28 protein-coding genes and 1 other annotated feature (1 of these 29 running past the window's edge) are annotated in these 25,496 nt (G+C 37.2%); of the genes, 14 read left to right on the top strand and 14 right to left on the bottom strand.

Annotation, left to right across the window (positions count from 1 at the left end; genetic code table 11):
- Positions 1–227 (top strand) — a binding site (T-box leader); it begins 22 nt to the left of the window's first position.
- A gap of 45 nt (positions 228–272) precedes the next feature.
- On the top strand, positions 273–1,088 hold the full coding sequence (locus G8782_RS08040; RefSeq protein WP_172370432.1) for a YitT family protein: 816 nt from the start codon (positions 273–275) through the stop codon (positions 1,086–1,088).
- A 43-nt stretch (positions 1,089–1,131) separates the two neighbouring features.
- Here the strand turns inward: G8782_RS08040 and G8782_RS08035 are convergent, their stop codons facing one another.
- Positions 1,132–1,740 carry a hypothetical protein gene (locus G8782_RS08035; protein WP_172370431.1) on the bottom strand — a complete coding sequence of 203 codons (609 nt, stop codon included), beginning with the start codon at positions 1,738–1,740 and terminating at the stop codon, positions 1,132–1,134.
- A 37-nt stretch (positions 1,741–1,777) separates the two neighbouring features.
- A complete protein-coding gene (locus G8782_RS08030) occupies positions 1,778–2,374 on the bottom strand; it encodes a class I SAM-dependent methyltransferase (protein WP_172370430.1) in 597 nt (198 codons plus the stop codon).
- A 125-nt stretch (positions 2,375–2,499) separates the two neighbouring features.
- On the opposite strand from G8782_RS08030, the gene G8782_RS08025 reads away from it, so the two are divergent.
- A complete protein-coding gene (locus G8782_RS08025) occupies positions 2,500–3,207 on the top strand; it encodes a DNA alkylation repair protein (protein WP_172370429.1) in 708 nt (235 codons plus the stop codon).
- A gap of 40 nt (positions 3,208–3,247) precedes the next feature.
- Positions 3,248–3,538, top strand: coding sequence for an RNA polymerase alpha subunit C-terminal domain-containing protein (locus G8782_RS08020; RefSeq protein ID WP_172370428.1), 291 nt, complete (start codon positions 3,248–3,250; stop codon positions 3,536–3,538).
- Between the two features lie 214 nt (positions 3,539–3,752).
- Here G8782_RS08020 and G8782_RS08015 read toward each other — a convergent pair whose 3' ends face one another.
- The 3 genes from G8782_RS08015 to G8782_RS08005 form a co-directional block, all read right to left on the bottom strand.
- Positions 3,753–4,220, bottom strand: a complete 468-nt coding sequence (locus G8782_RS08015) for a DinB family protein (RefSeq protein WP_172370427.1) — start codon at positions 4,218–4,220, stop codon at positions 3,753–3,755.
- An 80-nt stretch (positions 4,221–4,300) separates the two neighbouring features.
- Positions 4,301–4,678 (bottom strand): PH domain-containing protein, encoded by a 378-nt coding sequence (locus tag G8782_RS08010; RefSeq protein ID WP_172370426.1) that lies wholly within the window; start codon positions 4,676–4,678, stop codon positions 4,301–4,303.
- A gap of 76 nt (positions 4,679–4,754) precedes the next feature.
- Entirely contained in the window at positions 4,755–5,471 is a 717-nt protein-coding gene (locus G8782_RS08005; RefSeq protein WP_172370425.1) for a DUF6998 domain-containing protein, read from the bottom strand.
- Positions 5,472–5,639: 168 nt separating this feature from the next.
- Here G8782_RS08005 and G8782_RS08000 point away from each other — a divergent pair, with 168 nt between their 5' ends.
- Positions 5,640–8,792, top strand: coding sequence for a DUF3427 domain-containing protein (locus G8782_RS08000; RefSeq protein ID WP_172370424.1), 3,153 nt, complete (start codon positions 5,640–5,642; stop codon positions 8,790–8,792).
- Here the strand turns inward: G8782_RS08000 and G8782_RS07995 are convergent.
- From G8782_RS07995 to G8782_RS07985, 4 genes are all read right to left on the bottom strand, one after another.
- Positions 8,769–9,173 (bottom strand): NUDIX domain-containing protein, encoded by a 405-nt coding sequence (locus G8782_RS07995; RefSeq protein ID WP_172370748.1) that lies wholly within the window; start codon positions 9,171–9,173, stop codon positions 8,769–8,771. The two genes, G8782_RS08000 and G8782_RS07995, sit on opposite strands and share 24 nt — an antisense overlap.
- A gap of 436 nt (positions 9,174–9,609) precedes the next feature.
- On the bottom strand, positions 9,610–9,747 hold the full coding sequence (locus G8782_RS07990; protein WP_172370423.1) for a hypothetical protein: 138 nt from the start codon (positions 9,745–9,747) through the stop codon (positions 9,610–9,612).
- A 142-nt stretch (positions 9,748–9,889) separates the two neighbouring features.
- The gene (locus tag G8782_RS18600; protein ID WP_281357906.1) at positions 9,890–10,018 is read right to left on the bottom strand and encodes a hypothetical protein; all 129 of its coding nucleotides are present in this window, start codon (positions 10,016–10,018) and stop codon (positions 9,890–9,892) included.
- A gap of 171 nt (positions 10,019–10,189) precedes the next feature.
- Positions 10,190–11,983, bottom strand: coding sequence for a GmrSD restriction endonuclease domain-containing protein (locus tag G8782_RS07985; protein ID WP_172370422.1), 1,794 nt, complete (start codon positions 11,981–11,983; stop codon positions 10,190–10,192).
- Positions 11,984–12,629: 646 nt separating this feature from the next.
- On the opposite strand from G8782_RS07985, the gene G8782_RS07980 reads away from it, so the two are divergent.
- Together G8782_RS07980 and G8782_RS07975 are read left to right on the top strand one after the other, a co-directional pair.
- Positions 12,630–13,028: a hypothetical protein gene (locus G8782_RS07980; protein ID WP_172370421.1), complete on the top strand. Its 399-nt coding sequence runs from the start codon at positions 12,630–12,632 to the stop codon at positions 13,026–13,028.
- Positions 13,029–13,096: 68 nt separating this feature from the next.
- A complete protein-coding gene (locus tag G8782_RS07975; protein WP_172370420.1) occupies positions 13,097–13,711 on the top strand; it encodes an FMN-binding negative transcriptional regulator in 615 nt (204 codons plus the stop codon).
- A 64-nt stretch (positions 13,712–13,775) separates the two neighbouring features.
- Here G8782_RS07975 and G8782_RS07970 read toward each other — a convergent pair whose 3' ends face one another.
- From G8782_RS07970 to G8782_RS07960, 3 genes are all read right to left on the bottom strand, one after another.
- Entirely contained in the window at positions 13,776–13,985 is a 210-nt protein-coding gene (locus tag G8782_RS07970; protein ID WP_172370419.1) for a hypothetical protein, read from the bottom strand.
- Between the two features lie 24 nt (positions 13,986–14,009).
- Positions 14,010–14,492 carry a hypothetical protein gene (locus G8782_RS07965; protein ID WP_172370418.1) on the bottom strand — a complete coding sequence of 161 codons (483 nt, stop codon included), beginning with the start codon at positions 14,490–14,492 and terminating at the stop codon, positions 14,010–14,012.
- Between the two features lie 503 nt (positions 14,493–14,995).
- Positions 14,996–15,679 carry a YesL family protein gene (locus G8782_RS07960; protein WP_172370417.1) on the bottom strand — a complete coding sequence of 228 codons (684 nt, stop codon included), beginning with the start codon at positions 15,677–15,679 and terminating at the stop codon, positions 14,996–14,998.
- Between the two features lie 212 nt (positions 15,680–15,891).
- Here G8782_RS07960 and G8782_RS07955 point away from each other — a divergent pair, with 212 nt between their 5' ends.
- The 7 genes from G8782_RS07955 (at position 15,892) to G8782_RS07925 (ending at position 22,837) form a co-directional block, all read left to right on the top strand.
- Positions 15,892–16,815 (top strand): dihydrodipicolinate synthase family protein, encoded by a 924-nt coding sequence (locus tag G8782_RS07955; RefSeq protein ID WP_172370416.1) that lies wholly within the window; start codon positions 15,892–15,894, stop codon positions 16,813–16,815.
- Positions 16,812–17,933 carry a Gfo/Idh/MocA family protein gene (locus tag G8782_RS07950; RefSeq protein WP_172370415.1) on the top strand — a complete coding sequence of 374 codons (1,122 nt, stop codon included), beginning with the start codon at positions 16,812–16,814 and terminating at the stop codon, positions 17,931–17,933. Before G8782_RS07955 ends, G8782_RS07950 begins: the two co-directional genes overlap by 4 nt.
- Positions 17,934–17,984: 51 nt before the next feature.
- Complete coding sequence (locus G8782_RS07945; protein WP_172370414.1) at positions 17,985–19,385, top strand: ABC transporter substrate-binding protein; 1,401 nt, start codon at positions 17,985–17,987, stop codon at positions 19,383–19,385.
- A gap of 77 nt (positions 19,386–19,462) precedes the next feature.
- Positions 19,463–20,338, top strand: coding sequence for a carbohydrate ABC transporter permease (locus tag G8782_RS07940; RefSeq protein WP_172370413.1), 876 nt, complete (start codon positions 19,463–19,465; stop codon positions 20,336–20,338).
- 10 nt (positions 20,339–20,348) lie between these two features.
- Positions 20,349–21,191 carry a carbohydrate ABC transporter permease gene (locus tag G8782_RS07935; RefSeq protein ID WP_172370412.1) on the top strand — a complete coding sequence of 281 codons (843 nt, stop codon included), beginning with the start codon at positions 20,349–20,351 and terminating at the stop codon, positions 21,189–21,191.
- A 25-nt stretch (positions 21,192–21,216) separates the two neighbouring features.
- Positions 21,217–21,906 carry an N-acetylmannosamine-6-phosphate 2-epimerase gene (locus G8782_RS07930; protein WP_172370411.1) on the top strand — a complete coding sequence of 230 codons (690 nt, stop codon included), beginning with the start codon at positions 21,217–21,219 and terminating at the stop codon, positions 21,904–21,906.
- Between the two features lie 76 nt (positions 21,907–21,982).
- Positions 21,983–22,837, top strand: coding sequence for a MurR/RpiR family transcriptional regulator (locus tag G8782_RS07925; protein WP_172370410.1), 855 nt, complete (start codon positions 21,983–21,985; stop codon positions 22,835–22,837).
- A gap of 111 nt (positions 22,838–22,948) precedes the next feature.
- Here the strand turns inward: G8782_RS07925 and G8782_RS07920 are convergent, their stop codons facing one another.
- On the bottom strand, positions 22,949–23,812 hold the full coding sequence (locus G8782_RS07920) for a LysR family transcriptional regulator (protein WP_172370409.1): 864 nt from the start codon (positions 23,810–23,812) through the stop codon (positions 22,949–22,951).
- A gap of 139 nt (positions 23,813–23,951) precedes the next feature.
- Here G8782_RS07920 and G8782_RS07915 point away from each other — a divergent pair, with 139 nt between their 5' ends.
- Positions 23,952–24,944: a DMT family transporter gene (locus tag G8782_RS07915; RefSeq protein WP_172370408.1), complete on the top strand. Its 993-nt coding sequence runs from the start codon at positions 23,952–23,954 to the stop codon at positions 24,942–24,944.
- Positions 24,945–25,109: 165 nt separating this feature from the next.
- Here the strand turns inward: G8782_RS07915 and G8782_RS07910 are convergent, their stop codons facing one another.
- Positions 25,110–25,487, bottom strand: coding sequence for a VOC family protein (locus G8782_RS07910; protein WP_172370407.1), 378 nt, complete (start codon positions 25,485–25,487; stop codon positions 25,110–25,112).
- Positions 25,488–25,496: the final 9 nt, after the last annotated feature.

Here is a 25,496-nt window from a genome sequence, read left to right as displayed (position 1 = left end):
GTACGAAAAGAACCCTGTTCCCCAGAGAGTCGGCACTTGGTGAAAGTCGATGAACAGCGCTTATCGGAAAATCATCTCCGAGATGCAAAGCTGAGAATTGGTAAGCTTTGACGGATTTCCGCCGTTACACTGGAGGACGTATGATTGTACGTTGATGAGAGCCGTATGTTTCTTGATAGAAACTTGCGGAATTTGGGTGGTAACGCGAGCACAAACTCGTCCCTTTTTTAAGGGGCGAGTTTTTTATTATTTAAAAAGAAGGGGTTTTGCTAATGAAGAATTTAGTTGTTGTCTTAGGTTCATTGATCGTTGCATTTGCGTTTAACTGCTTTCTCGTTCCTTTCGGGATTTTGAGCAGCGGTATTAGCGGAATCGCCATCTTACTCGGGTTACTTACCCCATTTAACACGGGTGTATTGAATTTCTTACTGAATTTGCCTTTACTTGTTTTAGGCTATTACAAGCTCGGAAAAACCATCACGATCAATACTTTGGTCTGCGTAGCTTCACTATCTGTCTTCTTATATTTGTTGCCAGAAGTTGCGATCACGGACAATATGCTGTTGTCGACCGTTTTCGGCGGAGGGATCGGAGGTCTTGGCGTCGGTCTTATCCTGAAGTATTCCGGAACGTCCGGAGGCTTGGACATTATCGCCATCATCGTTTCTCGTGTGAGTTCTTTCAGCATCGGCCTTCTTCTCACGGGCATGAACGGCATCATCGTTCTCATCTCAGGATTCATCTTCGACTGGGAAATCGCGCTCTATACAATGCTGTCTATTTACATAACGGGTAAAATGATCGACACCGTCTTCACCGACCACGTCAAACTGACAATGCAAATCGTCACAACAAAAGGTCAAGAAATACGCGAGGAGCTAATCGCATCCATTTACCGCGGAATTACGATGTCCGAGGGGTACGGGGGCTATACGCAAGAGAAGAAAGATATATTGATGATGGTCCTCACCCGTTACGAAACACTGCATGTCAAAGACATTGTGCGAAAACATGATGAAGACGCGTTTATTAATATGTATGAAACTGTCGAGGTTGATGGTAAATTCCACAGAAATTTAGAGGCTTAAAAGTTAATTGTGTCGGTGCCTGTGCACAGGCACCTTTTTTATTTCATTTCTCCAAATACCCCTCTTTCACATGGGATTTATAAGCCAAGGAACTAAACAGGAAAATAAGCCAGCACGAGAATAGATACATAATAGTTGAAACGTACGGCATCATGATGGCATCTCCAAATCTATCGAAGTATCTCCGTGTTGTTATATAGTCACCACCAAAACCGAGAAAGGTTAACAAAATCACAATTGCATAGTACACATATGCCATCCATTTTATTTCTTTATCATCACCCGGATAGACAATCGGCACTTCTGTTCGCTGATCGAATCTCGCCAAAAAGAAAATGGCAATAAAGAAACCGACTAACAGCAATTGATAAACGATTTCTTCCCTCAACACTTTCAGCAATGGAAATGTCATATAGAAGGTGAAAGCGTATAATTGATACATAATTGTCAACCGATATGCTTTCTCCTTATTATCTGGAAATCGAATCACTAAAACAATCGGCATGAGCAGCAATATGACAAAGACCGCAATTATCCACATTGTGAATAAATGGTCATATGCCGGGATGAACGCCACCATCGCTGCTGCTAGTAGAGGTAATAAATATCCCATAATCATTGTCTTCAATGGTTTTTCAAATGGACTTCCCATTGACTACTCCCCCTCGCTTTATGAATAAAAGAAAAAATCATTTTATACTACTGGATATAAACATCGAAGCATCCTGATTCATGAATATACGATTTCCATGATAGAAAGTTTCAATTTCAGTTGTTTTAAATCCAACATGGGATAATATTTCTTTCAATTCATCATGCGAAAAACCGTTATGAACTTTCGGATGGTATATTTTCTCGTTTTTGTCGAAATCAACTATGATTAACTTGCCGCCGTCATTTAAAATATTGAACAAGCTTTGTAAAATTGCTTTAGTATCCGGAATATGTAGAAGTACTAGTGACATTATAACGATGTCCGCCTTAAATTCGGGAGTTTCTTCAGTGAAATCTGAATAGAGCACTTTGGAGTTGGTAATTCCTCTTTGGGAAATTTTAGCTTCCGCAACCTCTAACATCTGTTTTGACGAATCAACCAACAGAACAGAATCCACTAGATCTGCTAACTCTAAACTAACCAGACCAGTGCCGCTCCCATAATCAATTAAAGACTTAGATTCGCTTTCGATCAATTCTGGTCTTACTGCCTCAACGACAACTTTAGCTAATTCAATTCTTTCTTTTGTATCATATCTTTTGGCCATCTCTTCAAAAACGTTATTTTCCATATATTACACTCTCCTATTTACATATGGTCATTATAGCAAAAGCAAAAGCCATATCCGACACTGTATAATTGTACTTAGATATGCAGTGTCTACTCAGGGGAAAAACAAAAAGGAAGTGCCAAACGATGAATTTAGAAACAGTTATGCAGGAACTCGAAGCCCTCGGCAAGGACCGAACTAAAAAAATGTACATATCCAATGGTGCGCATGAGCCGCTATTCGGCGTAGCAACAGGCGCCATGAAACCAATCGCGAGGAAAATAAAAATAAATCAGCCATTAGCCGAAGAACTTTACGCCACAGGAAACTATGATGCCATGTACTTTGCAGGCATTATCGCCGATCCTAACGGCATGACTGAGTCGGATTATGATCGTTGGATAGATGAGGCGTATTTTTATATGCTCTCGGATTACGTAGTGGCCGTAACCTTATCAGAGTCAGATATCGCGCAGGAAGTCGCTGATAAATGGATCGCGAGCGGTGAAAAACTGAGAATGTCAGCGGGCTGGAGTTGCTACTGCTGGCTTTTAGGAAATCGAAAAGACGCCGAGTTTTCGGAGAGCAAAATTTCCAAAATGCTCGATCTCGTCGAAAACACGATTCACGATTCGCCGGAACGAACGAAAGCCTCTATGAATAACTTTCTATCCACTGTGGGGATTTCATATTTGCCACTACATGAAAAAGCCGTCGAAACCGCAAAAGCTGTAGGTATAGTAGAAGTCAAACGGGACAATAAAAAAAGCAGTTTCCTGAACGCTTCAGAAGGCATACAAAAACAAGTAGATAAAAATAAGCTCGGTTTCAAACGCAAGTATGTGAGGTGTTAAAAATAGCCTTGTACCACTAAAATAAGGAGACCAATTCATAATGAAAACAGAAAAAGAGCTACGGACTTGCGACAAAGGCCACAACTATTACAAGAGCAGCGATTGCCCAACCTGTCCGACTTGCGAGCAAGAACGGAAACCTGAAAGCGGATTTTTGTCTCTGCTATCGGCACCGGCAAGGCGGGCATTGGAACACAATGGAATCCAATCTTTGCAACAACTATCATCCTATAGCGAAAAAGAGATATTGCAATTTCACGGGATCGGACCAGCATCATTACCCACACTTCGGACTGCTTTGAAGGAATACGGGTTATCATTTAAAAATTAAACACTCACTGACTTTTTAGGCCCCCTGCATAAGAAAGTGCATGCGTTTATTAACATGTATGAAACTTTCCTAATTGAAGGTGATTACAGCCATAAGTCAAGAATCCAAATTTACGTTTAGGATTTTGAAAGATAAAAAAGCCTAATCTCTCCGTATATTTAGCGAAAAATTAGGCTTATAATCTTTTACAAACATCCCTTTTCTTGAATAAGAATCAAATAGAACTGAAGTCTCTTCCAATAAAATTAGCTGAAACTGGACTTAATTCTAATTCTCTTGCCCAAACAGACAGTTGGCCAACATGATGAATTTCGTGAGCAACTATATGATGTAGTATTTCACCTCTTGTATAAGTTGCTTCATCCCAAGAAACAGACACAAGTTTACTACATGATTCATCCGGATTTGATTGTATAAACTTTAATATCTCATTACGTAATGTATCTGAAAGAGATTTAACTTTTTCGAGGGTATTATAATCATTAAACTGAACTACCACATCGACTTCACCCAAAATAGCACGTATCCAACTATACTCCACATCAATTATATGAAAAAGAGTATATAAAATACTTCCCACCCCTCCAATACGGTCTTTCAACAAATCTTCGGGTGTTAATTGTTTACACCAGTTAAACCATTCGTCTCTTACTTGCCAGTTATACTCAAAAAACTTCATCATTCGGAACACCCCAATACTTCCTTATCTAATAACATTGCTGCCATTGCCGAAAAACCATAGTTTCATGAATAGCTAACTTCTTATACGCATACAGCAGCTAATACTTTTTGAATATCATATATGCTGTCATCTTTTCTAAACTGCTTTTCTATCGCGGGAATTTGCGCTCCGGATATCCATATTTTCAGTTCTGCATCTAAGTCAAACCGTCCTGCAGTTTCTATACTAAAATGTGAAATGCTTTTATAAGGAATCGAATGATATTCAACCTTTTTCCCCGTGAGTCCCTGCTTATCCACCAATAAAAGACGCTTGTCTGTGAACACAATCAAATCTCTCACCAGTTTAAATGCAACATCCACCTCTTCACCATCAACCAAAAGTCTTTCTAGTTCTTTTGCAACTTCCTCTTTGTTCGCAGTAGAAGCGTTTCCCATTAGAGCATTTAGAAATCCCATTGTAATCCCTCCTAGTATAGAATGATTACTCTAATACCCAAAGCAATGACTTGTTCATGATTCTCGATTCAATTTCCTAATAATAAGCTTTCCCGTGATCAATACGTACATTTACGTCTACTTGATTCAAACTCTTAATAATTAAAGTCCCCAACTGACGAGTATTAAAAGGATTCCCCTTCGAATTAAATAAAGGTACTAAAATCTCACCTGCAATAACCTTTAAAACAGGCATTATCACAGATTGCTTTTCCCCATTATCATAAACTTCAATCGTACCGCTTTCTATCTCTCTTACTTCATAATTTCGATATGTTGCGCTTTTAATGACGGCAATCTCACTATCATTTCGCACCTTTGTATTCGGTTTATAAATCTTCGACATCGCAATAGACAACTTGCCGCTACTGTTGGCAGTCATAAGGGTCTTCGCCTCTTCGATTGATTTGTCTAATAGAATTTCAAGTTCCATTTCATCAGCGTTGAACCTCAAAATAATAACCCGATCAACATATTGCAAAGTATTCGGGTTGAAAGATACATGACCATGTCCACTAGACATCGAAGTCGTTTTCACCGAAATCCTTTCATTGTCCTTTGTAACCACGTCATAGCCTTTTTCATTCACATTGTCCGCCATATTCCCATTCGTGTACATCGCCACATACAATTCACCGATACGACCCATGAGATGCGTCAATTCAGCCGGACTCGCTCCCCAACTGATTTCCCTTTCCAACCAACTCATTGCTTCGCCTAACGATTGTATGATTTGCATTTGTGTAAGCGCCAAGTGGAGCCCCCCCTTTATTACTCACCTTCGACAATTAATTTGAAAGTCCTTTTATTGGTTGAAAGCTCCTGACTCACTATCTCATAATTTGGTACAATGGAAATAAGTGCTATTCAGAAAAGATATTCAAATTAGCAAAAGGGATCTGAATAGAAGGGGGTTATAACATTGGATAATAAATCACAAGGGATTATAGAAGAGATTTACCTTACAGAAAAAGAATACCCTTCATCAAACTTAATTCAAAAGTTATCTGTAGATGAGTACGTAGAAACTTTAACCATGCATGCGGCAAATATCATTGGCGATAAATTAAAAGGATTAGCTGACGAGGATAAATATAATGAGATTTTCCAGTTAATTGATCAAGTACATGAGCTGGCCGGGAAAGATGAAAGAGAATTTAGTCAGCCTTTATCAATGATCACTTACAGCAAAAAGGAAAACACGATACCCATCAAGGAAGATCTATTTTTAACACGCGTTGACGTTTTATATAATGACTCTCATAAGATTAAAAACTTCTTTAAGACACTTGCATATGAAATGCAGACATCCGATGAAGTTTTCTTTCTAGTGAGCTTCGTTAGAATGTCTGGTGCCCAATTGTTAACCAGGGAACTAATTGAATTAGAGAGAAGAAGTGTACCAGTCAAAATTTTAACAACTACATATTTAAATATCACGGAGGCAAAGGCTATTCGTCATCTATTGAAATTTAAAAACGTAGAAGTAAAGATACTGCCATTAAAAAATGAGTCCTTTCATACAAAATCTTATTTATTTAAACGAAACTCCAATCAAAATACAGTGATTATAGGATCTTCTAACATTTCACATTCTGCCCTAATTAACGGACACGAGCTCAACGTAAAAATTCCACATACACAGCACATGCCGGCTTATGAACAAACGATGGATTTTTTTAATAAAATGTGGACACATGAAAAGGCTATATACCCTACAGAAGAGTTTTTAATGCAATATGAACAACACCAAAAGACGGAGACTAAATTATTACCATCCTTTACTTTCGAACGTGAAGTACCATATTTAGAACACACGGATATAAAGCCCAATGAAATGCAAAAAGAAGCTTTAAAAAACTTAGTTTTCACTAGGAAAAACGGACATACCAAAGGAGTTATCATTGCAGCAACCGGAACTGGTAAGACATACCTATCAGCGTTTGACGTACAACAATTCCAGCCAAAAAGACTTCTCTTTATTGCTCATCGAGAGGAATTACTAGATGGTGCAATAAAAACATTCAACTCACTGTTCCAGGATGAATTTCTTTGCGGGAAAATCACGGGGAATAAAAAGGAATTTGATAAACGGTTTATTTTTAGTACGATCCAATCTTTATCAAAAGACAATACACTAGAAAAATTTAATCCAGATGACTTCGACTATATGATCATTGACGAATTCCATCATGCGGAAGCGCCTACTTATAGGAAGGTTATCGATCACTTTAAACCGAAATTTCTTTTAGGATTGACTGCAACACCAGAAAGAATGGACGGAAGAAATGTTCTTGAGTTGTGTGACAACAATATTGTTTATGAAATCCGTTTACGAGATGCATTAGAGGCTGAATTATTAGCTCCATTTCATTACTTTGGGGTAGCGGACCAAACAGTTGATTATGACAAAGTAGATATTTTGAATGGGCATTATGAAGAAAATTCACTTGTCCGAGCACTATCTACATTCACTAGAGTTGAATTTATTATTGATAAAATGAAAACTTATGGACATGACGGAGACTTCTTGCACGGGTTAGGATTTTGTGTGAATATTGAACATGCAAAATATATGAGTGCGGAATTCAATAAACGAGGGTTTGTAACTGAATGTTTAACTGGCGATGATTCCGTTGAATACCGACAAGCAATAATTAGAAGATTAGAAGACCCCAAAGACGAATTGACTATGATATTTACTGTAAATATTTTTAATGAAGGTATCGATATTCCAAAAGTGAATCTAATGCTTTTTCTAAGACCAACTGAGTCTTCTACTATTTTTATCCAGCAATTGGGAAGAGGATTACGAAAAATAGAAGATAAAGAGTATGTTACAGTTCTCGATTTTATCGGAAACTATAAAAAATCTTTTATAATTCCTTTAGCATTGTCTGGACAGTATAATGCCAGAGCCTTTGATACCGATTCGTTACGTGTCGCTGTTCTTCATGAATTTGCGGATGCACCTGGGGGGTCTGTCGTGCAATTAGATCCTATAGCACAGCGGGAAATATTAAATAGAATTGACAATATTAAACTAAGTTCTGTTGCGGTTCTTAAGGAAATGTATGCACAGTTTAAATATGATCTTGGTAGGTCTCCGGAAATTATAGACTTTTTATATTCCGAAGAAGCACCGAGCCTAACCTTCTTTATTTATAAGTTCAGGTCTTGGGTAAAGACCAAAGAATACATGAAAGATCTTAATCTTTACGATAAGGAAATTTTAGAAAACGACTATAAATATGAAATTATCGAAAGAATTGAGAGTATGCTCCCAATTAAGTGGCCATACGAATATGCCATCATTTATTTAGCTAAGGGTAGTAATGAAATTTCGATTAACGATGTAGTTAAATGGTTAACAAAGAGGTTCGACCTTGAAATTAATCGCGATGAACATGAATCACTAATTATACGTGCTATGGATAGATTATCAAAACGTCATAAACAGCAAAAGTGGAGTTTCGGGGAAAAGAAGGGTGAGGTATTTTACGTTAAAAATACAATTACCAAAGTTTTTAACGATGACAGTTACGCCAACTACGTAAAAGATAGACTTGAATACGGTTTAATTGATTTCCGTAGGTCATTCCGCACTGATATGGTTTTAGCCCAAGAGAAGAAGCTAGCACTTTATCGCAATTACACTAGAAATGAATTAATGTTTATTTTTGAAGCGGAAGTTCCTGAAGGCACCTGGCGAGAAGGTGTAAGCAGAGTAGATAATCACTATTTACTATTTATCAATCTTAATAAAGCCGATGACGTTGAGGACCACTTACTTTATAAAGATTTCTTTAAAGATCCAACTACTTTCCATTGGCAAAGTCAAAATAAAACATCACATGAATCTGGACAAGGTCAGGAATATATTAACCACAAAGAACGCGATATTCACATCCACCTTTTTATACGTAAATTTTCTAAAATGCACGGAATGACTTTACCATTTATGTATCTAGGCGAAATTGATTACGTAAGTAGCCACGGGGACAAGCCCATGAATATTATTTGGAAATTACATAAGCCTGTCCCTGAAGACTTATATCACGACCTTATCAGATAACAACTTTTCAATTGCAGGTATATCTGCGGGTGCCCAGTTTAGAGTGTTGAGCTCTTTTCTAGGCACCCATTTTATTTCTGCATGCTCGGATACCTCAGGTACTCCTTCAATGATTTTCGATAAAAACGTTTCAAGTCTAACAATAACTTTTTCATATTCATAAGTTGTGTCATCGACATGTTTCAATACTTTAATTCTGCAACCTAATTCCTCGTCGATCTCTCTAATTAAGGCTTCCTCTTTAGATTCGTCCTCTTCAATTTTACCGCCCGGAAATTCCCAGTAATTAGGCAAAGTCATTTCTGGTCCTCGTAATGCACAAAGTATTTCTCCGTTCTCATTTTCAATAATTGCCCCAACAACATGTACTGTTTTTTTAATCGATCTCACCTTTTCTATTTGCAAGTTAAGCTTTGCATTAGTTTTATATACCAATTGTCCGATAACAGCTACTAATTTTCAACAATCATACCAACCCATCCAAAAAGCATCTCCGGTTCTGTTGTCACGGACCTTCAAATACTCTTGCCATAAAACAATCTTTGTTTAGTAGTTCGCTGCAATAATGTGTACCATCTGTTTCCAAGTAAAATCCCTAAAGCATAAGAATATCACAGTAATCTTTCATTTCATCTATTTTGAGAAAATGTGTCATGAGAATACGATCTAATTGGCACTGCGTTGTGCTTACAAATTCAAGGTAACCCTCGACGTAAATTGCATAAAGGCTATCTCTCCCTCAATTAATAAACCTTTTATAAAATAGTCTTCGGCATGTCTTTTCCAACTTATTAATTCATCTAAAAAAACTCCCCTTCTAATCCCACTGCATACCATCTAGTAGATCCACTTCCGGCACGGCTCGAATGCTTTCACTGCCACAAGTTTGACAATGATCTGTTTCATCTCCATGCATGGAATCGCATTCATTGCAGACATAGAGTATTTTGTTCATTTGAACCTCCCCCTTTGTCATTTTATTAATTTAATTATATCAAGATCGGAATTCATCCCCTATTTCCTTAGGGGGGCTAATTCCGCTGAAACACTATAGTCCATCAAAGCCTCGCCAGAAAATGCTTTATCAATTAACTTCCTTAGCGCCGTCGTAATAACCGAACAAATTTCGAAATGTTTTTCTTTTTTGTTGATTGGAACGTGTTGGTAATTGCTTCTAGTGACAAGGCTTCGAATAATTCTTTTTCGTCTTGTTGAATTGAGTGCATATCACTGATCCCCCCTGATCGATCGATTAAGATTTCATAATGATATATAGACCGGGGTTCAAAGAAAGGAGACTTTCGAAAAAAATAAGCCATCTCCTTTGTTATAAAAAGAGATGGCTTAATGTTTATTTTTTCATTTAAGGTAAGTCGAGAAACAAAATATTCTATCTTTTAATATAAATTATTAATTAAAGAGTTTAATATATCTCTACCTCTCCTTTTAATAAATTTCTTCGCGCTTTCTCCCTTGTCGGAATTCAAATCATTTTCTATAATGGAGAGTTCTCGCTCACTTGGATAATCAACTTTCCTCAAATATTCAACATCTAGTATATGTCCTTCTTTTACTTGCGAATATAAATTATCATCTTTTTTACTTCTATTTAATCTTTTGTCCATAAACATAATATTACCTAAACTTCCACCTGGTATCTCTTCTGATTTATATATGGGACTTAACCTTCTTCTAGCTATAATGTGCTCATAATCATAAGAATCCGCTGCAAAATAATTCAAGCTGAATGAATTATGAATTGTCAATAATGCTTTAGAGACATCTTCTAATCTGATACTACTTTTGTTAACTACCTCGTCATGCCATTCCAATAAATTATTAGTTAACTTTTCTTTATCAAGGGGTACGGAATACCTAATGTTTTTGTTAATATATATATCATTTAATAAACTATCTCCCGAGCCTCTCCATGTACGGTTTACAATATCTAGAACATAATACTTAATAAAGTTCTTAGTTATTAAATTGTAACTTGATCGGTAATTAGAAATTGTTTTAATCGCTTTACTATCAAAATCCACATCATATCGAGTCACCCACAAAGCCGCGAAATAGGACATTAACTGAAAGTTTGTTTTAACTTTTGATTCATACTTTCTTTCATTTCCTGGAAGTAATAGATATTTATTAAAGTAAGTATTAATTGTTTGGTAAACATCTAATGTCTTTTCAACTATTTCTTCCACGATAGCTGGATCTTTAAAAAACTCAGCTTTATCGATAACCTTATGGAGCTTATTGTTTGGTATGTTCATCAGAATACCCATCGTAGAATATCCTATTTCATTGGCAAGGTCCTCTTTTTCTATATCGTTTTTCCCGAAAAAGACATCTAACTCTTCTATTATTAAAACTCCGAGGGCATAGCACAATTCAGATAAGTTTATTTTCCGTTCTTTCCGCATTGAGTATTCATCGAAATCCTTTATCTCGATTTGTCGTGAATCATTTAATTTAATATACCTCTCAATAACCTTGTTCAAAATATTTGAACCATTTTCTCCGTTATCAAGATAAATTTCTGAATTACTCCATTGTGCTGCAAAAACTTGATACTTGCTTAATTTTTTCCCGCCCCGATTAAGGTTCTCGAAAACCTCTGCCAATTCACTCTGATCGCCTATAAACTCGATACAAGGTATTACTATTTCATTTATATCTAAATAATTCCTGGAAAAGTTTATTATATCCGTTTGAATATTGACGGCATATCTTTCTAATTCTCTCGGAAAGACTGGTATTTTCTCTTTGATTCTATCATTTAAATAATAGTTACATAATTCCTCATTTTTATTATGCTTTTCAATTATTTCTTTTATTATCTCCTTTATTATTCCCCGATACTCCCTTTTTTGTGCCTCATTTATTTTAATATCAGTTTGTATACTATTTACAATCTGTTGGATAAAATGATCTACATCCATGTACTTTGAAGGGTCATCACGGAAATCTAGTATCGTAGTATACCTTTGTAGCCCATCAATCAAACTATATTTTCCGATATCTTCGTATTTATATATCAGAATTGAACCAAAAGGATATCCCTTATGTAAAGTTCTGATAAATTGTTTCTTCTCATTATCGCTCCATACCAATGCCCTTTGAAAACTTGGTAGCATCACCTTATTTTCCAGTTCCTTAAATGCAAACTTATCAATCTTATATTTCATTATATATCTCCTCCATTATAATGAGTGACAGTTGCAAAACAGCCCATTTAGTATCATTTTACTATACATATCCACTTTATGTAAACCAATAGAAATCTATACTACTAGGACTAGCCTATTATAGTCGAAAATCTATTCAAACCATTTGAATTCACCAATTGTTAGTGTTGTCACCTTCCTAATTCTTCGGCTTCGCTTATTTCCATAGGTATTGTGAGGTGCAATACGTTGAATTAGGGTGGCGAGTCTACCCTATTTTTGTTTTTAATTTTTAGTTACAGTTAGGAATAATGTAACAAAGGTGAACTGCCATCCTTGAATGTATTTCACCCTCAAGCGGAAATTTATTAGAACGTACCTGTGAAGTGCATGGTTCAATTATGACAATTCACGACTTTGGACAAAAAACCAAGAGGATATCGACAAGAGTTTATACAGTCGATATCCCCTTCTTATTTTTGCAATTGTAGTGTATCGTCCGAAGGAGAGATATTTATATATAAACAGTAATATTTTTTTAAAAACTCAGAGGTTTTATCGTTATAAGTGTAGAAATACGTTAGAAGTTTGTGAAGTGATTCTAAAAATAACGAGGCAGGTTAATGAAATATAAAAATTTCATTGAAAGATTTGAGGAGGGAATAAATTGAAAAGAGTAAAATACATTCTATTTTTACTACTTCTTTTCAACGCTATTGTACTAACAGCTTGCAGCGAAAAAGAAGCCTATGAGATAAAAAAATTTGATAGTAAAGTGTCTGAATCCGAAAACGAAATACAATTGGAACTGGCTTTTGAAATTGTCAATAATTCGAAGGAAGATTACTATTTCACATTCGGTTTTCCGTCATATATTCAAGATGCTCTCATTTCCAAAGTTGGTACTGAAAAATTACCTGCTAGTAGTTACCATTCAGGAGTTGCAATTATAGCGGTCAGTAAGAATGGTGGTGAAATGACAGAAGGAACAATTGAAGCCATACTTAATGGTGAGATTCCTTTTGTAGAACATATTCTAATTGGAAAAGCTATAAGTCTAGAATAGAAGGTGTAATTAATTACCGGGTGCGTTTGTCAGATACACTCCTATAACTTTTTGAAAGGTGACGGATTATGTACATACCAAAATATTTTAAAGTCACAAATGTTGATGAGATTTCGGGTTTTATTCAAAAAAATTCTTTCGGAACAGTTATCACGACAGAACAAGGTAAACCGATTGCCACTCACTTGCCTATGGCGTTAAAGAAAAAAGATGAGGATTACTATATAACTGGTCATATGGCTTATGGGAATCTCCAATGGAAGACGTTTGAGCACTGTGATAATGTGCTTGTTATGTTTCAGGGTCCTCACGCTTACATTTCTTCTTCTTGGTATGGGCATGAAGAGGTTCCGACGTGGAATTATCAAGCCGTCCATATATATGGCAAAGCGAGTATTATAGAAAAAGAAGAGTTGATAGAAGATTTGACAATCATGCTGGAAAAGTATGAAGAAAATCGTGAAAATCCTGTTTTGTGGGATAAACTTTCTCCAAGGCTCTTGGAAAATCAATTAAAAGGTATCGTTGGATTCAAGATTAAGGTGGGAGAAGTTCAGGCTGCATATAAATTGAGTCAGAATCGAAATGAAGCAGATTATATAAATATCATTGATCAATTGCAGAATGAAGGAAAACCGGAAATGGCGGAAGTGATGGAAAAAAGATTAAAAAATCACAAGTAAGCAACCTTTTATTCAGTCTTGAAATATATGTGTCAGGTACCTTTTATTGGTACCTTTCACGAAACTATTTATCATCCGCCTTGTTAAATTCACCTTCTAATTCCTTTTCAATTTCATCATCACTGACTGTAACAATTTCATCTTTAACTTCGTACTTCGTTTTAATTAACTGACCTACCACTGATTTGTCGATTCCATCCTTTACTGCTGTAAAGATCACTACGTACAAAATAAATAAACCGACAAGCGATAATAAGATAGTTCCCCATACCATTGATATCTCCCCCGTCTGTTTTATTTACTCGATTGTTTCTGGAAGACTGATCAAAGCAGACTTCGCTATGTGCAGATTCGTAAGTTTTTCAAAGTCTGTTGGAGTTAAAAACATTAATACATCGTCGCCAAAGTCATGTGAAGTATAGATGGATTCATCATTTTCATCCAAGATATCGAAATGGAAGAAAGGTGAATGCGTTATAATGTCTTCTGGCGTGCTTTTACAAATGAAACCTTTAACTTTATCACTTAATACAACAGTTAATAAGGTCAAATTATCGTCAGCTATTCCCCTTACATAATTAATATCTAATTCGAATAATTGCTTGATGCCATAGCCTGAATAACCTATGTCTGTCTCGGCTAAATCGGCTGGCCAATATTTAAATCTTGCTTTTGTTCCTTTTTCTAGAAAGAAGCCTGTGATAGTGAGCCAATTTTGTTTTATTGATTGTTGTCGTAACTCATAGCCCCCTTCTAACTCTTCAAGGTTGCTTGTATCCAATCTGAAATTGTACATCCTCCCACACATCCTTTAATATTTTAAGATCAAGTACGCCACTAGTGGGGCTGCTGAAACCATAGCCGATAATACCACTAGTTTTGTATTGCCTTTACATCGGCTGTATAGATCGTTAAATAGATTGATGCCAATTAGCAAGAATATTATAGGCAAGTAAAAGCTGTGAGTAGACCCTGACGCAGGGATTATTAATAAAAAAACTCCAATAATAGTGCCATAATGAATTGTCTTTTTCATGAAGGAATCTTTTTCCATCGTTTTATCCATAGAATCTACCTACCTTTCACTACTTGATAGTATTCGACCATAGTGTGTTTTACACCTTTAAATTCAAGAATTTAAAAGTGCACGGTGCAATTATGACAATTTACGATATTGGATAATAAACCAAAAGGGATACCGACAAAGTGTTATATAGTCGGTATCCCTTTTTAATGTATACAATTGTAGTGTATTGTCTGAGTCCTGTCATGCACAGGCACCTTTTAGGAAGGTTTTTGTTGTAATGATACTTTGAAAAACGCGAAAGAAGAGATGCATGTAATTATGGATGCTGTGAAAAAAAGGATTAAAAATGGTGCGATTTTCAGGCTGATGATGACGATGATTATATTCATCAGTGTGACGACTAGCGATATGATCGGATTTTTTAGCGTCATGTATAAAGCGTTTTTTAAACTAATCTGTAATTTCGTTTGAAAGTGAACCGTGTTGGAAAAGAAGTGAATGGTGAACATCGCGACAAAGAAAAATAATGCATAGAAGAAATACTTGAGAAATTCATTTACGAAGTTCACAAAGTAAAAGTAGTCAATTAATAATATGGCCCAGATCAAAACGATAACAAATCCGCCGAGCATGCTTCTTACATAATTTTCTTTATAGTATTTCCAAAATGATCGAACAAGCGGTATATCTTCTTCGTTTAGAACCCACCTGCGGACTACCGCAAACATGGCGGTTGTTGCAGGAAAAAAGAAAAATGGCAGCATTATCATAATAATTGCACTGAAGAATATGAATTCACCAGTTGTATCCGTGAATAATAAATTCAGTCCGACAAAAATAATTGGGATATTGAAAAATAACCACAGTAAATTGGTTACCGCAAGCCTCGTCGCCCATTCTGTAATTATATATAAACCACCAAATAGCCCTTCTGTTCTCATTATGAATCCACCTTTACCTATTTATTGTCGACATTGGAGGTTACTTTCAGCAAGTTTCTAGTAACTAGTATTCTATACGGCAATTAATTTTTTAACAATGGTGGATATTTTTTTCATAAATAAATAAAATGGTGAAAACTATTTACAGTTATCAGAATTAATGTTATTGTGTGCATGTAAGCGAATACATGGCCGCGGAGGAGATAGATAAAATGCTGTTAAATAAATATAAAGGAATCATTCCTGCATTCTATGCTTGTTATGATGATGCTGGAGAAATATCCGAGGAAAGAATTAAGGATTTGTCTAATTATCTCTATGAAAAAGGTGTCAAAGGTCTTTATGTTGGTGGAAGTTCTGGAGAATGTATTTATCAAAATCTTGAGGAAAGAAAGGCAACATTAAAATATGTTGCTGACAACGTAAGAGGAAAGCTTACTTTGATTGCGCATGTTGGAGCACCGTCAACAAAGGAGAGCATTGAACTGGCGCAGTATGCGGAAGAATTAGGATATGATGCATTGTCTGCTATCCCGCCAATCTATTTTCTGCTTCCAGAAACGGCAATTGAAAAATACTGGACAGAAATTATGAATTCAACAGAGCTACCTTTTATTATTTACAACATACCGCAAACGACGGGTTATAATCTTTCAACTAATTTACTGGAAAAATTGTTGAAAAACGAGAAGCTGATCGGGGTAAAAAATTCATCCATGCCAGTCATGGATATTGAAAGATTCAAAGCCGCAGCAAATGAAGATTTCATTGTATTCAACGGTCCAGACGAGCAGTACGTTGCGGGTCGGCTGATCGGAGCGGATAGCGGAATTGGCGGGACATACGGTGTAATGCCGGAGCTTTTCTTGAAAGCTGAGGAATATGTAGCTGCAGGAAAGTTTTCTGAAGCGAGAAGCATTCAAAAAATGATTAACGATATCATTATTGAATTATGTTCATTGAATGGTTCGATGTACTCGGTAATTAAAGAAATTTATAAACTTAGAGGATTAAATATCGGTTCTGTCAGAGGACCTTTAGAGCCGGTAACCGGAGAAGACCTCAATAAAATAGAAGGCATCAAGAATATGATCGATGATGCCATTACAAAGTTTGTTTCAGGAGAAGCGCAATGAGTGGAGTCAAGTATGGTGTCGTAGGAACTGGTTACTTTGGCGCGGAACTTGCGAGAATACTGCATGATATTGAAGGCGCTGAAGTTGTAGCCGTGTATGATCCGGAGAACTCGGAAGAAATCGCAAAAGAATTGAATTGTGCAATCGAGAAAGATGCAGAATCATTATGCCAGCGCGAAGATATAGACGCGGTCATTGTGGCATCTCCTAATGCTTATCATAAAGAACCGGTGCTATATGCGGCTCAAAATAATAAGCATGTATTTTGTGAAAAGCCGATTGCACTTTCTTACGCTGATTGTAATGAAATGATTGAAGCGACGAAAAAAAATAACGTTATTTTTATGGCTGGACATGTTATGAATTTCATGGACGGCGTGCGCCGGGCTAAGCAGTTAATTCATGAAGGTGTCATCGGGGATGTTGTTTTTTGTCATGCGGAACGAACTGGTTGGGAAGATGCACAAGAAACGGTCAGCTGGAAAAAGAATCGGGAAATTTCCGGCGGGCATCTGTATCACCATATTCATGAATTAGACTTTATTCAATTTATCATGGGGCCGGCGACAAGGGTGAATATGGTCGGCGGAAACGTTGCGCACCAAGGGGAAAATTTTGGTGATGAAGATGACCTATTATTGATCACGCTTGAGTTCGGCGGCAATAAATACGCCACGTTGCAATATGGATCTGCTTTTAGATTCAATGAGCATTATGTCAAGATTCAAGGAACAAAAGGCGCAATATTATTGGACCTTCAAGATGTGAAAGTTGTCGTGAAAACAGCAGAGAAAGAAGAACAATTTTTACTGCATGCCTCCAAAGAAGAAGATGAGGACCGGGCTAGAATCTACCAAAATCTTCATGGCGGCATTGCGTACGGTAAACCGAGTCAGTCGGTTCCGATGTGGCTTGATACGATCATGAAACGGGAACTGCAATACTTTCATGATGTTATTTTAGGTGCTGAAGTAGAAGAAGAGTTCGTTCCATTATTGGATGGCACGGCGGCTAGAGCTTCTATTTCGACGGCTGATGCACTTACATTATCGCTGAATGAAGATCGAAAAGTGAGTGTAGAGGAAGTCATCTTGAAAAATGAAAAGCTGAATGCGTAATCCAGGATTTATTAATTAATATAAAAACTATAAGGAAAAGGAGAGATTACTATGTTTAAGGGACGTTTATTCAGAAAATTATTGTTACTTGCACTTGCTTCAATCGTTCTCGTTGGTTGTTCTGATAAAGATAAAGATAAAGGATCAAAAGGCAGCGAAAAAGGTGCAGATGGAAAGGTTCAACTTACACTATGGTTAACACCTCAGTGGGAAGGTGTTCTAGATGCTACTGAGAACGGGGCTAGTTATGATAGTTTCTTCAAACATGCAGCTGAGAGATTCTCAGAAGAATATGATAAACACGATGTAGAGATTAAAGTGGAAGTTGTCGCGTCAGATCAACGGGACGAACTATTAAACGTAAATCTTAACGGCGGAACGCCACCGGATATATTCTATGAAAGTGTCTTTGCTATGGGCGAGTACGCGCATAGAGGCGCGCTAGTTCCTTTAGATGACATCGTTGATGATGAAGCGAAAAGTGATATCGGTGAAACTTATTGGGACAACGTAACATTTGGCGATGAGGTTTACTTCTATCCGTTTTCTCATATGCCTGGAACTTTAACGTATAATGCCGACATGTTTAAAGCGGCTGGATTGGAAGACTATATCGGAGAAGAAAATGAAATTAAAACATGGACTTTAGAAGAATATGAAACAATCTTAAATACTCTTAAAAAGGATTTACCGAAAGATGAATACCCTGGCGCATACCCAATGGCTTTATATGCACTTAATAATCAGGGAGACACTTGGAACCTTGCTTACTTAAGAATGTTTGGCAATGAGTTCTTCGATGAAGACGGAAATATTGTCCTCGACGATGCGAATGGAGCTAAAGCTGCTAACTGGCTGAAAAAGATTTACGACGAAGGCTTAACAAATCCAGGTGCTGAATCCGTATCTTCTAACGATACGATTGCCATGTTCCAAAACCAGCAGCTTGGAATCAACTTTACGAATTCTGTTTTATTTAACAACATGAAGGCAGATATGGAAAGCGGTAAATCACCGAAGTTTGATGCAAGACTTGCAAATATTCCTTCTGAAAGTGGAAAACCACTGACATTCACTTATGTGACAGGGGCGGCAGTATTCGATACTGGAGATGAAACTAAAATTCAAGTGAGTAAAGACTTCGTGAAGTTTTTCTCTTCAGATCCGGAACTTGTGAAATCATCTAAGAATGGTGTGCCTGTCAGATCTTCAGTGGTTGAACAATATACGGATGAAAACCCATTGTTTGCAGCCTATGATGAAAACGCTCAGTATGTCTTCAGCTTTACTGGTAACGTACCAGGCTACAATCAATTAAGACAAGTGCTCTATCCTGAACTTCAAGCACTTTATACTGGCCAAAAGACTGCAGAAGAAATCGTGAAAGATTATCAAGAAAAAGGAAATGACATTATTAAAGAATCAAAAGAAGACTCCGTTATTTTCCAATAATCGTTTTTGCATAGTACGAATATTTATTGAGCCCCTATAAATGGGGCTCAATCTATATAGAAAGGTTGTGGGTACTAATGAATATTAACAGGGCTGCATTGAAAGAAAATATGACTGGTTATCTATTTATCGCGCCACAGTTTATACTGTTTCTTCTCTTTCTAGTGTACCCGATATTTGAAGGAGCTCGGTTAAGTCTATATAAAATAAATTATCAAAAAGAAACTTTTGTCGGTTTTGATAATTACATTAAATTATTTAGTGATCCTGTATTTGTGAAGTCTACAATCAATACCATTATCTTTGTTGTTTTCATTGTGGCATTGACAGTCTTATTCGGTATTTTTGTAGCTTCAGCCGTATTTGATAAAAATGCTAAGTATGTTTCATTTATTAGAGGAAGTTATTACATACCTGTAATGGTATCGATGGTAGTTATGAGTATGATTTGGGGATTTTTATTGAATCCGGCAAATGGCCTTATTCCATTTGTAACGCGAGAGATGGGATTGCCCGCAGTCAATTTTCTTGGGAATAAGGATCTCGTATTACCCGTAATTATTTTCGTTACCTTTGCAACTAACGTCGGGCAAGCCATTATTCTTTACATAGCCGCCATGATTGGTGTGCCGAAGGATTTGTTTGAGGCTGCTGAGATTGATGGGGCTAGTCGAATGCAAGTTATCAGGCAGATTTTGATCCCCTCGGTTAAACCGATGACGGTATACATCACAATTATTAACATCATCGCTGTGTTAAAGATATTCGTTGTTATTCAACTATTAACTGGTGGCGGACCGAATAATGCGTCTACGACACTCATGTATTTCTTATACAATAATGCATTCAAATACAATCAATTGGGCATCGCATCTGCTGTCGGCGTGATTATGTTCACAATCACATTGTTACTGTCAATTCCGCAGTTAAGATCCGTGCTAAAGAACGATTAGGGGTGAGAAGATGTTCGGACGAAAAGATAAAATTAAAAAAGAACCATTTGATATTGCCTCCAATATTTTTGTTACGTTCTTTGCGGTATTAAGTCTATTTCCTCTTTATTGGTTATTTACAAGTTCACTGAAAAATAGTTCGGATGTTGTGAAAATGCCGCCTGATTGGTTTCCAAAGACAATAACACTATCCAACTATATAGAAGTATTTAATAGTCAACCGGCTTTAAGATGGACGTATAACAGCTTAGTTGTGTCCCTCGTTTCGACCGTTGCGCTTATTGTCGTTAGTTGCCTTGCAGCTTACGCGTTCTCAAAGCTTAAATTTAAAGGCAAAAACGTTCTATTTATCATCTTCATTTCAAGTTTGATGGTTCCAAAGGAAGTTGTTATTGTTCCTTTGTTCCGGATCATTCAAGATTTGGGGATGGTCAATACATTGAACGGAATGATCTGGCCTAACGTTGCGACAGCCTTTGGTGTGTTTTTACTGAAAGGATTCTTTGATAGCATTCCAGATTCATTAAGGGAATCTGCGAAAATGGACGGCGCAAGCGAATTGAAAGTACTTTATCAAATCATGTTGCCGATTGTAAAACCTGGTATAGGGGCTTTATTCATCCTGAATTTTGTTCAGGTTTGGAATGACTATTTATGGCAATTAGTAGTCGGACAACAGAATGAAGTGAAAACGCTAATGGTCGGCGTTGCAACCTTAATGCAAGACTTGAATCCAAACTTTGCATATAAAATGGCTGGAGCTACAGTTGCAGCGATTCCGATGTTAATCATTTTCGTGTTATTCCAGAATTACTTTACACGCGGATTATCGATGGGCGCGGTGAAAGAATAATTTATTTGTGGGAGACGGTTTTACTATGAAAAGAAATGAAGAGATTTTCGCGTCAATTAAAGGAAAGCTTATTGTCTCTTGCCAAGCATTGCCTGAAGAACCCCTGCATAGCTCTTTTATTATGGGGAGAATGGCTTCTTCCGCAATGAAGGGCGGCGCGGCAGGAATCAGGGCCAATAGTGTCGAAGATATTAGAGAGATTAAAAAGACTGTGGACTTGCCTATTATCGGCATTATTAAACAAGTTTACGATGGTTCAGATGTCTTCATTACGCCGACAATGACAGAAATCGATCTTTTATGCGAGGAAGGCGTAGAGATTATTGCGCTGGATGCGACTAAAAGGGTCAGGCCGGATGGAAAAACAATAAGTGAAGTTTTTCCTATGATTAGAGAAAAGTATAAAGATCAGCTATTTATGGCGGATTGTTCTACATATGAAGAAGCAAAAGAAGCATATGAGTTGGGATTTGATTGCTTAGGTACGACCCTTAGCGGTTATACAGATTATACGCAAGGCACGAAATTACCAGATACAGCTTTATTAGAAAGGTTAGTAAAAGATTTTCCTATACCGATTATTGCAGAAGGCGGTATTTGGACGCCAGAGGAACTAAAAACTGTATTTGAACTAGGGGTTTATTCAGCAGTTGTCGGAACAGCAATTACAAGGCCTATGGAGATCACGAAACGATTTATTGCGGCGATTCAGTGAAATTGTATATAGATGGATATAAGTTCTAGGTGTGGAATCTCTTCAATTGCCTAGGAACTGACTAGGAGGAGCACCCATGACAAAAGTAGATATCCTTGCGTTAATACATTCGATATATAATCGATTTACAAATACCGAAAAAAAAGTTGCAGACTATATCCTTAACAATACAAATAATGTTATTTACATGTCGATTACGGACTTAGCTGAAGCTTGCGGTGTAGGCGAGTCGAGCGTCTTCAGATTTTGTAAAACATTAAAACTTAGAGGTTACCAAGAGTTCAAAATCGCTTTGGCTCACAATACGACTTTGGGTGATGAAATGCCCCAACTTTCGAGTCAAGTGACAATGGAAGATACGGTTGCCGAGTTATCCTCCAAAATGTTAGCTGCCAATATTAATGCACTTACAGAAACACATAATTTAATTGACTCAAATGTTGTCGGGAAAGCTGTTGACTTAATCATTGAAGCTGAGAGGGTTCACTTTTTCGGTGTCGGTTCTTCTCTGATGACAGCGTTGGAGGCAAAGAATAAATTTATGCGAATTACCAATAAAACAGAATGTTCGATTGACTCCCATCTGCAAATCATGTCAGCTTCTTTAATGACAGAAGCTGATGTTGCTGTCTTGATTTCTTATTCGGGATCGACTAAAGATACGATTGAAGTTGCAAAAGTTGCTAAAGAAAGAGGAGCGAAAATCATTGCCATCACAAGATTTTCTAAATCACCTCTGACTAGTTTTGCGGATATCACCTTGCTCTGCGGGGCAAATGAAGGTCCTTTACAGGGCGGTAGTTTAACAGCCAAAATATCACAATTGTACTTATTGGATCTTCTTTATACCGAGTACTTCAAACGAACAAGCGAAGTATCAAGTGTCAATAAGGAACACACTGCGAATGCTGTTATTGAAAAGATGATGTAAAAGGCACCAGTGAGCGGTGCGCTTATGATAATTCAAGGGGATATCGACAATGGGTTATACCGATATCCCCTTTTTATTTTATGCAATTGTTTAAAGCGAGTATCTATAAAGTTATATCGCTTCCCCATTGAATCCCTCAATGGTCTCGATGAACTTTTCGATTGTCGAGGTTAAGTAGGCATTGGATCTTCTGATAAAAATGGTATTAATTTCGCTGTATTTTTTAGGGAGGGTGTGGCATTGGATGAGTCTCTTCTCCTCCAAATGTGTGACTGCTGATTTAGGGACGAAGGTGACGCCCAGGCCTACCGTGACGCTGCTCAAGATTGTTTCTAAAGTGCCGAATTCCATCACTTTTTGGGGTTTGAAATTTTGATCTTTATACCATCTCTCGAGCCTTGCCCGGTAGCCGCATCCTTCGCTAAAGCAGAGGAATGGCTCATTTTTAAGTTCGTCCAGCGAAGTTTCTTTCGTATCGGATATCAAGACGAGTTCTTCTTTAAAAACGTCGTGTGCAACGAGGTCTGGGTGCAGTTCTGTTTCCGTGACGAAAGCGCCGTCCAATTTATGATTCAATACATCTTCTTGCAACTTTTCAGTAACGCCCGAGAACAGGGATAGATCTACATCTTGATACTTTTTATTATAAGCAGAGAGAATATGCGGCAATTGAATGACGGTTTCTACCGTGCCGATTTCCAATTTACCCGCCGGTTCTTCTCTGCTTTGGATTACTTTCTTCATTTCATTCGTGAGCGATAAAATCTTTTCGCTGTATACCAATAGTTTTTTGCCTTCGGGCGTTAATGTCATCCCGCGATTGTGTCGGTTAAACAAAGGGGTATTCAGCTCAACTTCGAGTTTTTGGATTCTTGCTGTTACGTTTGATTGGACATAACTCAACTCTCTGGCCGCAGCTGAAATGGTCCCCTTTTCTGCAACCATTTGAAATATCTCCAAGTCCTTAAATTCCATCTCTTTCGACTCCCCTTTTAATAGCTAGCTTGATGATATCACAAATAATGATAACCAACATCATTATTGTTCGTTTTACATGATTCCTATCTTATAGTTCAATGAATATATAGATAAAGGTGAAGGAGAATTTGATTCATTGAAAAACAAAGTTTTGTGGGGGGCTCTCTTGTGTTTCATAGCGAGCGTTTCCTGGGGCGCGATGTTCCCGGTTGCGAATCACGCGTTCAATTATATTGACCCGTTTTATTTCACGATTTTTCGTTACATATCAGTTACAGTGATATTAGTTGTTCTTCTCCTATGGAAAGAAGGTAAACAGGCTTTTCGCTTTGAAGGAAAGGGGCTATCACTATTGTTCTTTGGGACGATGGCTTTTACCGTGTATAATTTACTTATTTTCTGGGGGCAAGATTTACTTGGTGAGCCAGGCGTTATGATTGCATCGATCAATGAGGCTTTAATGCCGATGATTTCTATTGTTATCGTATGGCTGCTCAGTAGAAATCGACCGCATGGCATTACGCTATTCTTTGTATTCACCGCGTTTGTCGGCGTATCGCTCGTCATTACAAAAGGGGATTTCGGCACGTTCCTAACTGCAACTAGTGACATTATTCCTTCGTTACTCATCTTTATTGCGGTTGTTGGCTGGGTAGTTTACACGATGGGCGGCAGCAGGTTTAGCGAGGACGGCTGGTCTGCACTGCGTTTTTCAACGTTAAGTTGTTTACTTGGGACAGCTGTAGCGACAGTTGTCACGATTGTTTGCACGTTTACCGGTTATGTGACTGTGCCTACAATGGAAACAATCCAAATTGTTAGCCCGCATATCGCATTTATGGCTATTTTCCCGGGTCTCATTGCATTGCTTGGATGGAATATTGGCGTGGGGATCCTGTCTCCATTAAACGCGCTGTTGTTCATTAACTTTGTACCTGTGACAACGCTCGTTATTTCATTCGCCCAAGGCAATCAGTTGACCGTTTATGATTATACCGGAACAGCATTCATTGTTTTTTCATTGATTGCTAATAATATTTTCATCAGAATGCGCGAGAACAATACAACACCGCAGGTTCTGAGAAAGAGGTTGCGCGAGGTTCTTTCTTTATTGCAGAATCAAGCTTGACTGAATGATAAAAAGTATAAAGTGCCAGGTACCTTTTAAAATAAAAGCATCTTCATCCGCGAATTAAGTTTTCGTGGGGGAAGATGCTTTTTAGATTGCTTTATTTATCCGAAGAAAAAACAAAACAAAATTCCATAATCGTGCCGGTTTGTTTAAGTAATTATATCATTTGGAAGTAATTCTTAAAAAGTATCCATCTGGGTCACCAATCTTAAATCCTCTCATTTTCCAAGGGTATTTTTCTACATCAACTTCAATTGGATAGTTGCTATGGAGACATCGCTGATAAACTTTTTCCAATTCATCTACAACAATTATTAATTCAAAACCGTTTCCTTTAACATCGCTTATAGCTTTACTGTTAAAATAATGTTCATCCCCTAGGATTGATTCAGAAGTAATTAACAATGAAAAGCAATCGTAATTGAAGCGACCAGAACGTTCATTTCGACCGTAGAGTTCCAGTCCAATAATATCTTGATAAAATTTCAAGGATTCCTCAATGTCCTTTACATACAACTCAACTCTAAAAAGTACACTCATATTTTCTTC

The sequence above is a fragment of the Sporosarcina jiandibaonis genome, from assembly GCF_013184495.1.
In the GTDB taxonomy this organism is placed as follows: domain Bacteria; phylum Bacillota; class Bacilli; order Bacillales_A; family Planococcaceae; genus Sporosarcina; species Sporosarcina jiandibaonis.
Note: the sequence above shows the minus strand (reverse complement) of the source record. Positions and strands in the feature narration are given on the sequence as shown.

Bases quoted from the DNA above. Each gene is read 5' to 3' on its own strand.
- G8782_RS07935 (WP_172370412.1), top strand. From the start codon at position 20,349: ATGTTCGGACGAAAAGATAAAATTAAAAAAGAACCATTTGATATTGCC.
- G8782_RS07950 (WP_172370415.1), top strand. From the start codon at position 16,812: ATGAGTGGAGTCAAGTATGGTGTCGTAGGAACTGGTTACTTTGGCGCG.
- G8782_RS07990 (WP_172370423.1), bottom strand. From the start codon at position 9,747: ATGAACAAAATACTCTATGTCTGCAATGAATGCGATTCCATGCATGGA.
- G8782_RS08020 (WP_172370428.1), top strand. From the start codon at position 3,248: ATGAAAACAGAAAAAGAGCTACGGACTTGCGACAAAGGCCACAACTAT.
- G8782_RS08035 (WP_172370431.1), bottom strand. From the start codon at position 1,740: ATGGGAAGTCCATTTGAAAAACCATTGAAGACAATGATTATGGGATAT.
- G8782_RS07955 (WP_172370416.1), top strand. From the start codon at position 15,892: ATGCTGTTAAATAAATATAAAGGAATCATTCCTGCATTCTATGCTTGT.
- G8782_RS07925 (WP_172370410.1), top strand. From the start codon at position 21,983: ATGACAAAAGTAGATATCCTTGCGTTAATACATTCGATATATAATCGA.
- G8782_RS08040 (WP_172370432.1), top strand. From the start codon at position 273: ATGAAGAATTTAGTTGTTGTCTTAGGTTCATTGATCGTTGCATTTGCG.
- G8782_RS07960 (WP_172370417.1), bottom strand. From the start codon at position 15,679: ATGAGAACAGAAGGGCTATTTGGTGGTTTATATATAATTACAGAATGG.
- G8782_RS08015 (WP_172370427.1), bottom strand. From the start codon at position 4,220: ATGATGAAGTTTTTTGAGTATAACTGGCAAGTAAGAGACGAATGGTTT.
- G8782_RS07910 (WP_172370407.1), bottom strand. From the start codon at position 25,487: ATGAGTGTACTTTTTAGAGTTGAGTTGTATGTAAAGGACATTGAGGAA.
- G8782_RS07945 (WP_172370414.1), top strand. From the start codon at position 17,985: ATGTTTAAGGGACGTTTATTCAGAAAATTATTGTTACTTGCACTTGCT.
- G8782_RS18600 (WP_281357906.1), bottom strand. From the start codon at position 10,018: ATGCACTCAATTCAACAAGACGAAAAAGAATTATTCGAAGCCTTGTCA.
- G8782_RS07975 (WP_172370420.1), top strand. From the start codon at position 13,097: ATGTACATACCAAAATATTTTAAAGTCACAAATGTTGATGAGATTTCG.
- G8782_RS08025 (WP_172370429.1), top strand. From the start codon at position 2,500: ATGAATTTAGAAACAGTTATGCAGGAACTCGAAGCCCTCGGCAAGGAC.
- G8782_RS08030 (WP_172370430.1), bottom strand. From the start codon at position 2,374: ATGGAAAATAACGTTTTTGAAGAGATGGCCAAAAGATATGATACAAAA.
- G8782_RS07970 (WP_172370419.1), bottom strand. From the start codon at position 13,985: ATGGTATGGGGAACTATCTTATTATCGCTTGTCGGTTTATTTATTTTG.
- G8782_RS07985 (WP_172370422.1), bottom strand. From the start codon at position 11,983: ATGAAATATAAGATTGATAAGTTTGCATTTAAGGAACTGGAAAATAAG.
- G8782_RS08010 (WP_172370426.1), bottom strand. From the start codon at position 4,678: ATGGGATTTCTAAATGCTCTAATGGGAAACGCTTCTACTGCGAACAAA.
- G8782_RS07930 (WP_172370411.1), top strand. From the start codon at position 21,217: ATGAAAAGAAATGAAGAGATTTTCGCGTCAATTAAAGGAAAGCTTATT.
- G8782_RS07940 (WP_172370413.1), top strand. From the start codon at position 19,463: ATGAATATTAACAGGGCTGCATTGAAAGAAAATATGACTGGTTATCTA.
- G8782_RS07920 (WP_172370409.1), bottom strand. From the start codon at position 23,812: ATGGAATTTAAGGACTTGGAGATATTTCAAATGGTTGCAGAAAAGGGG.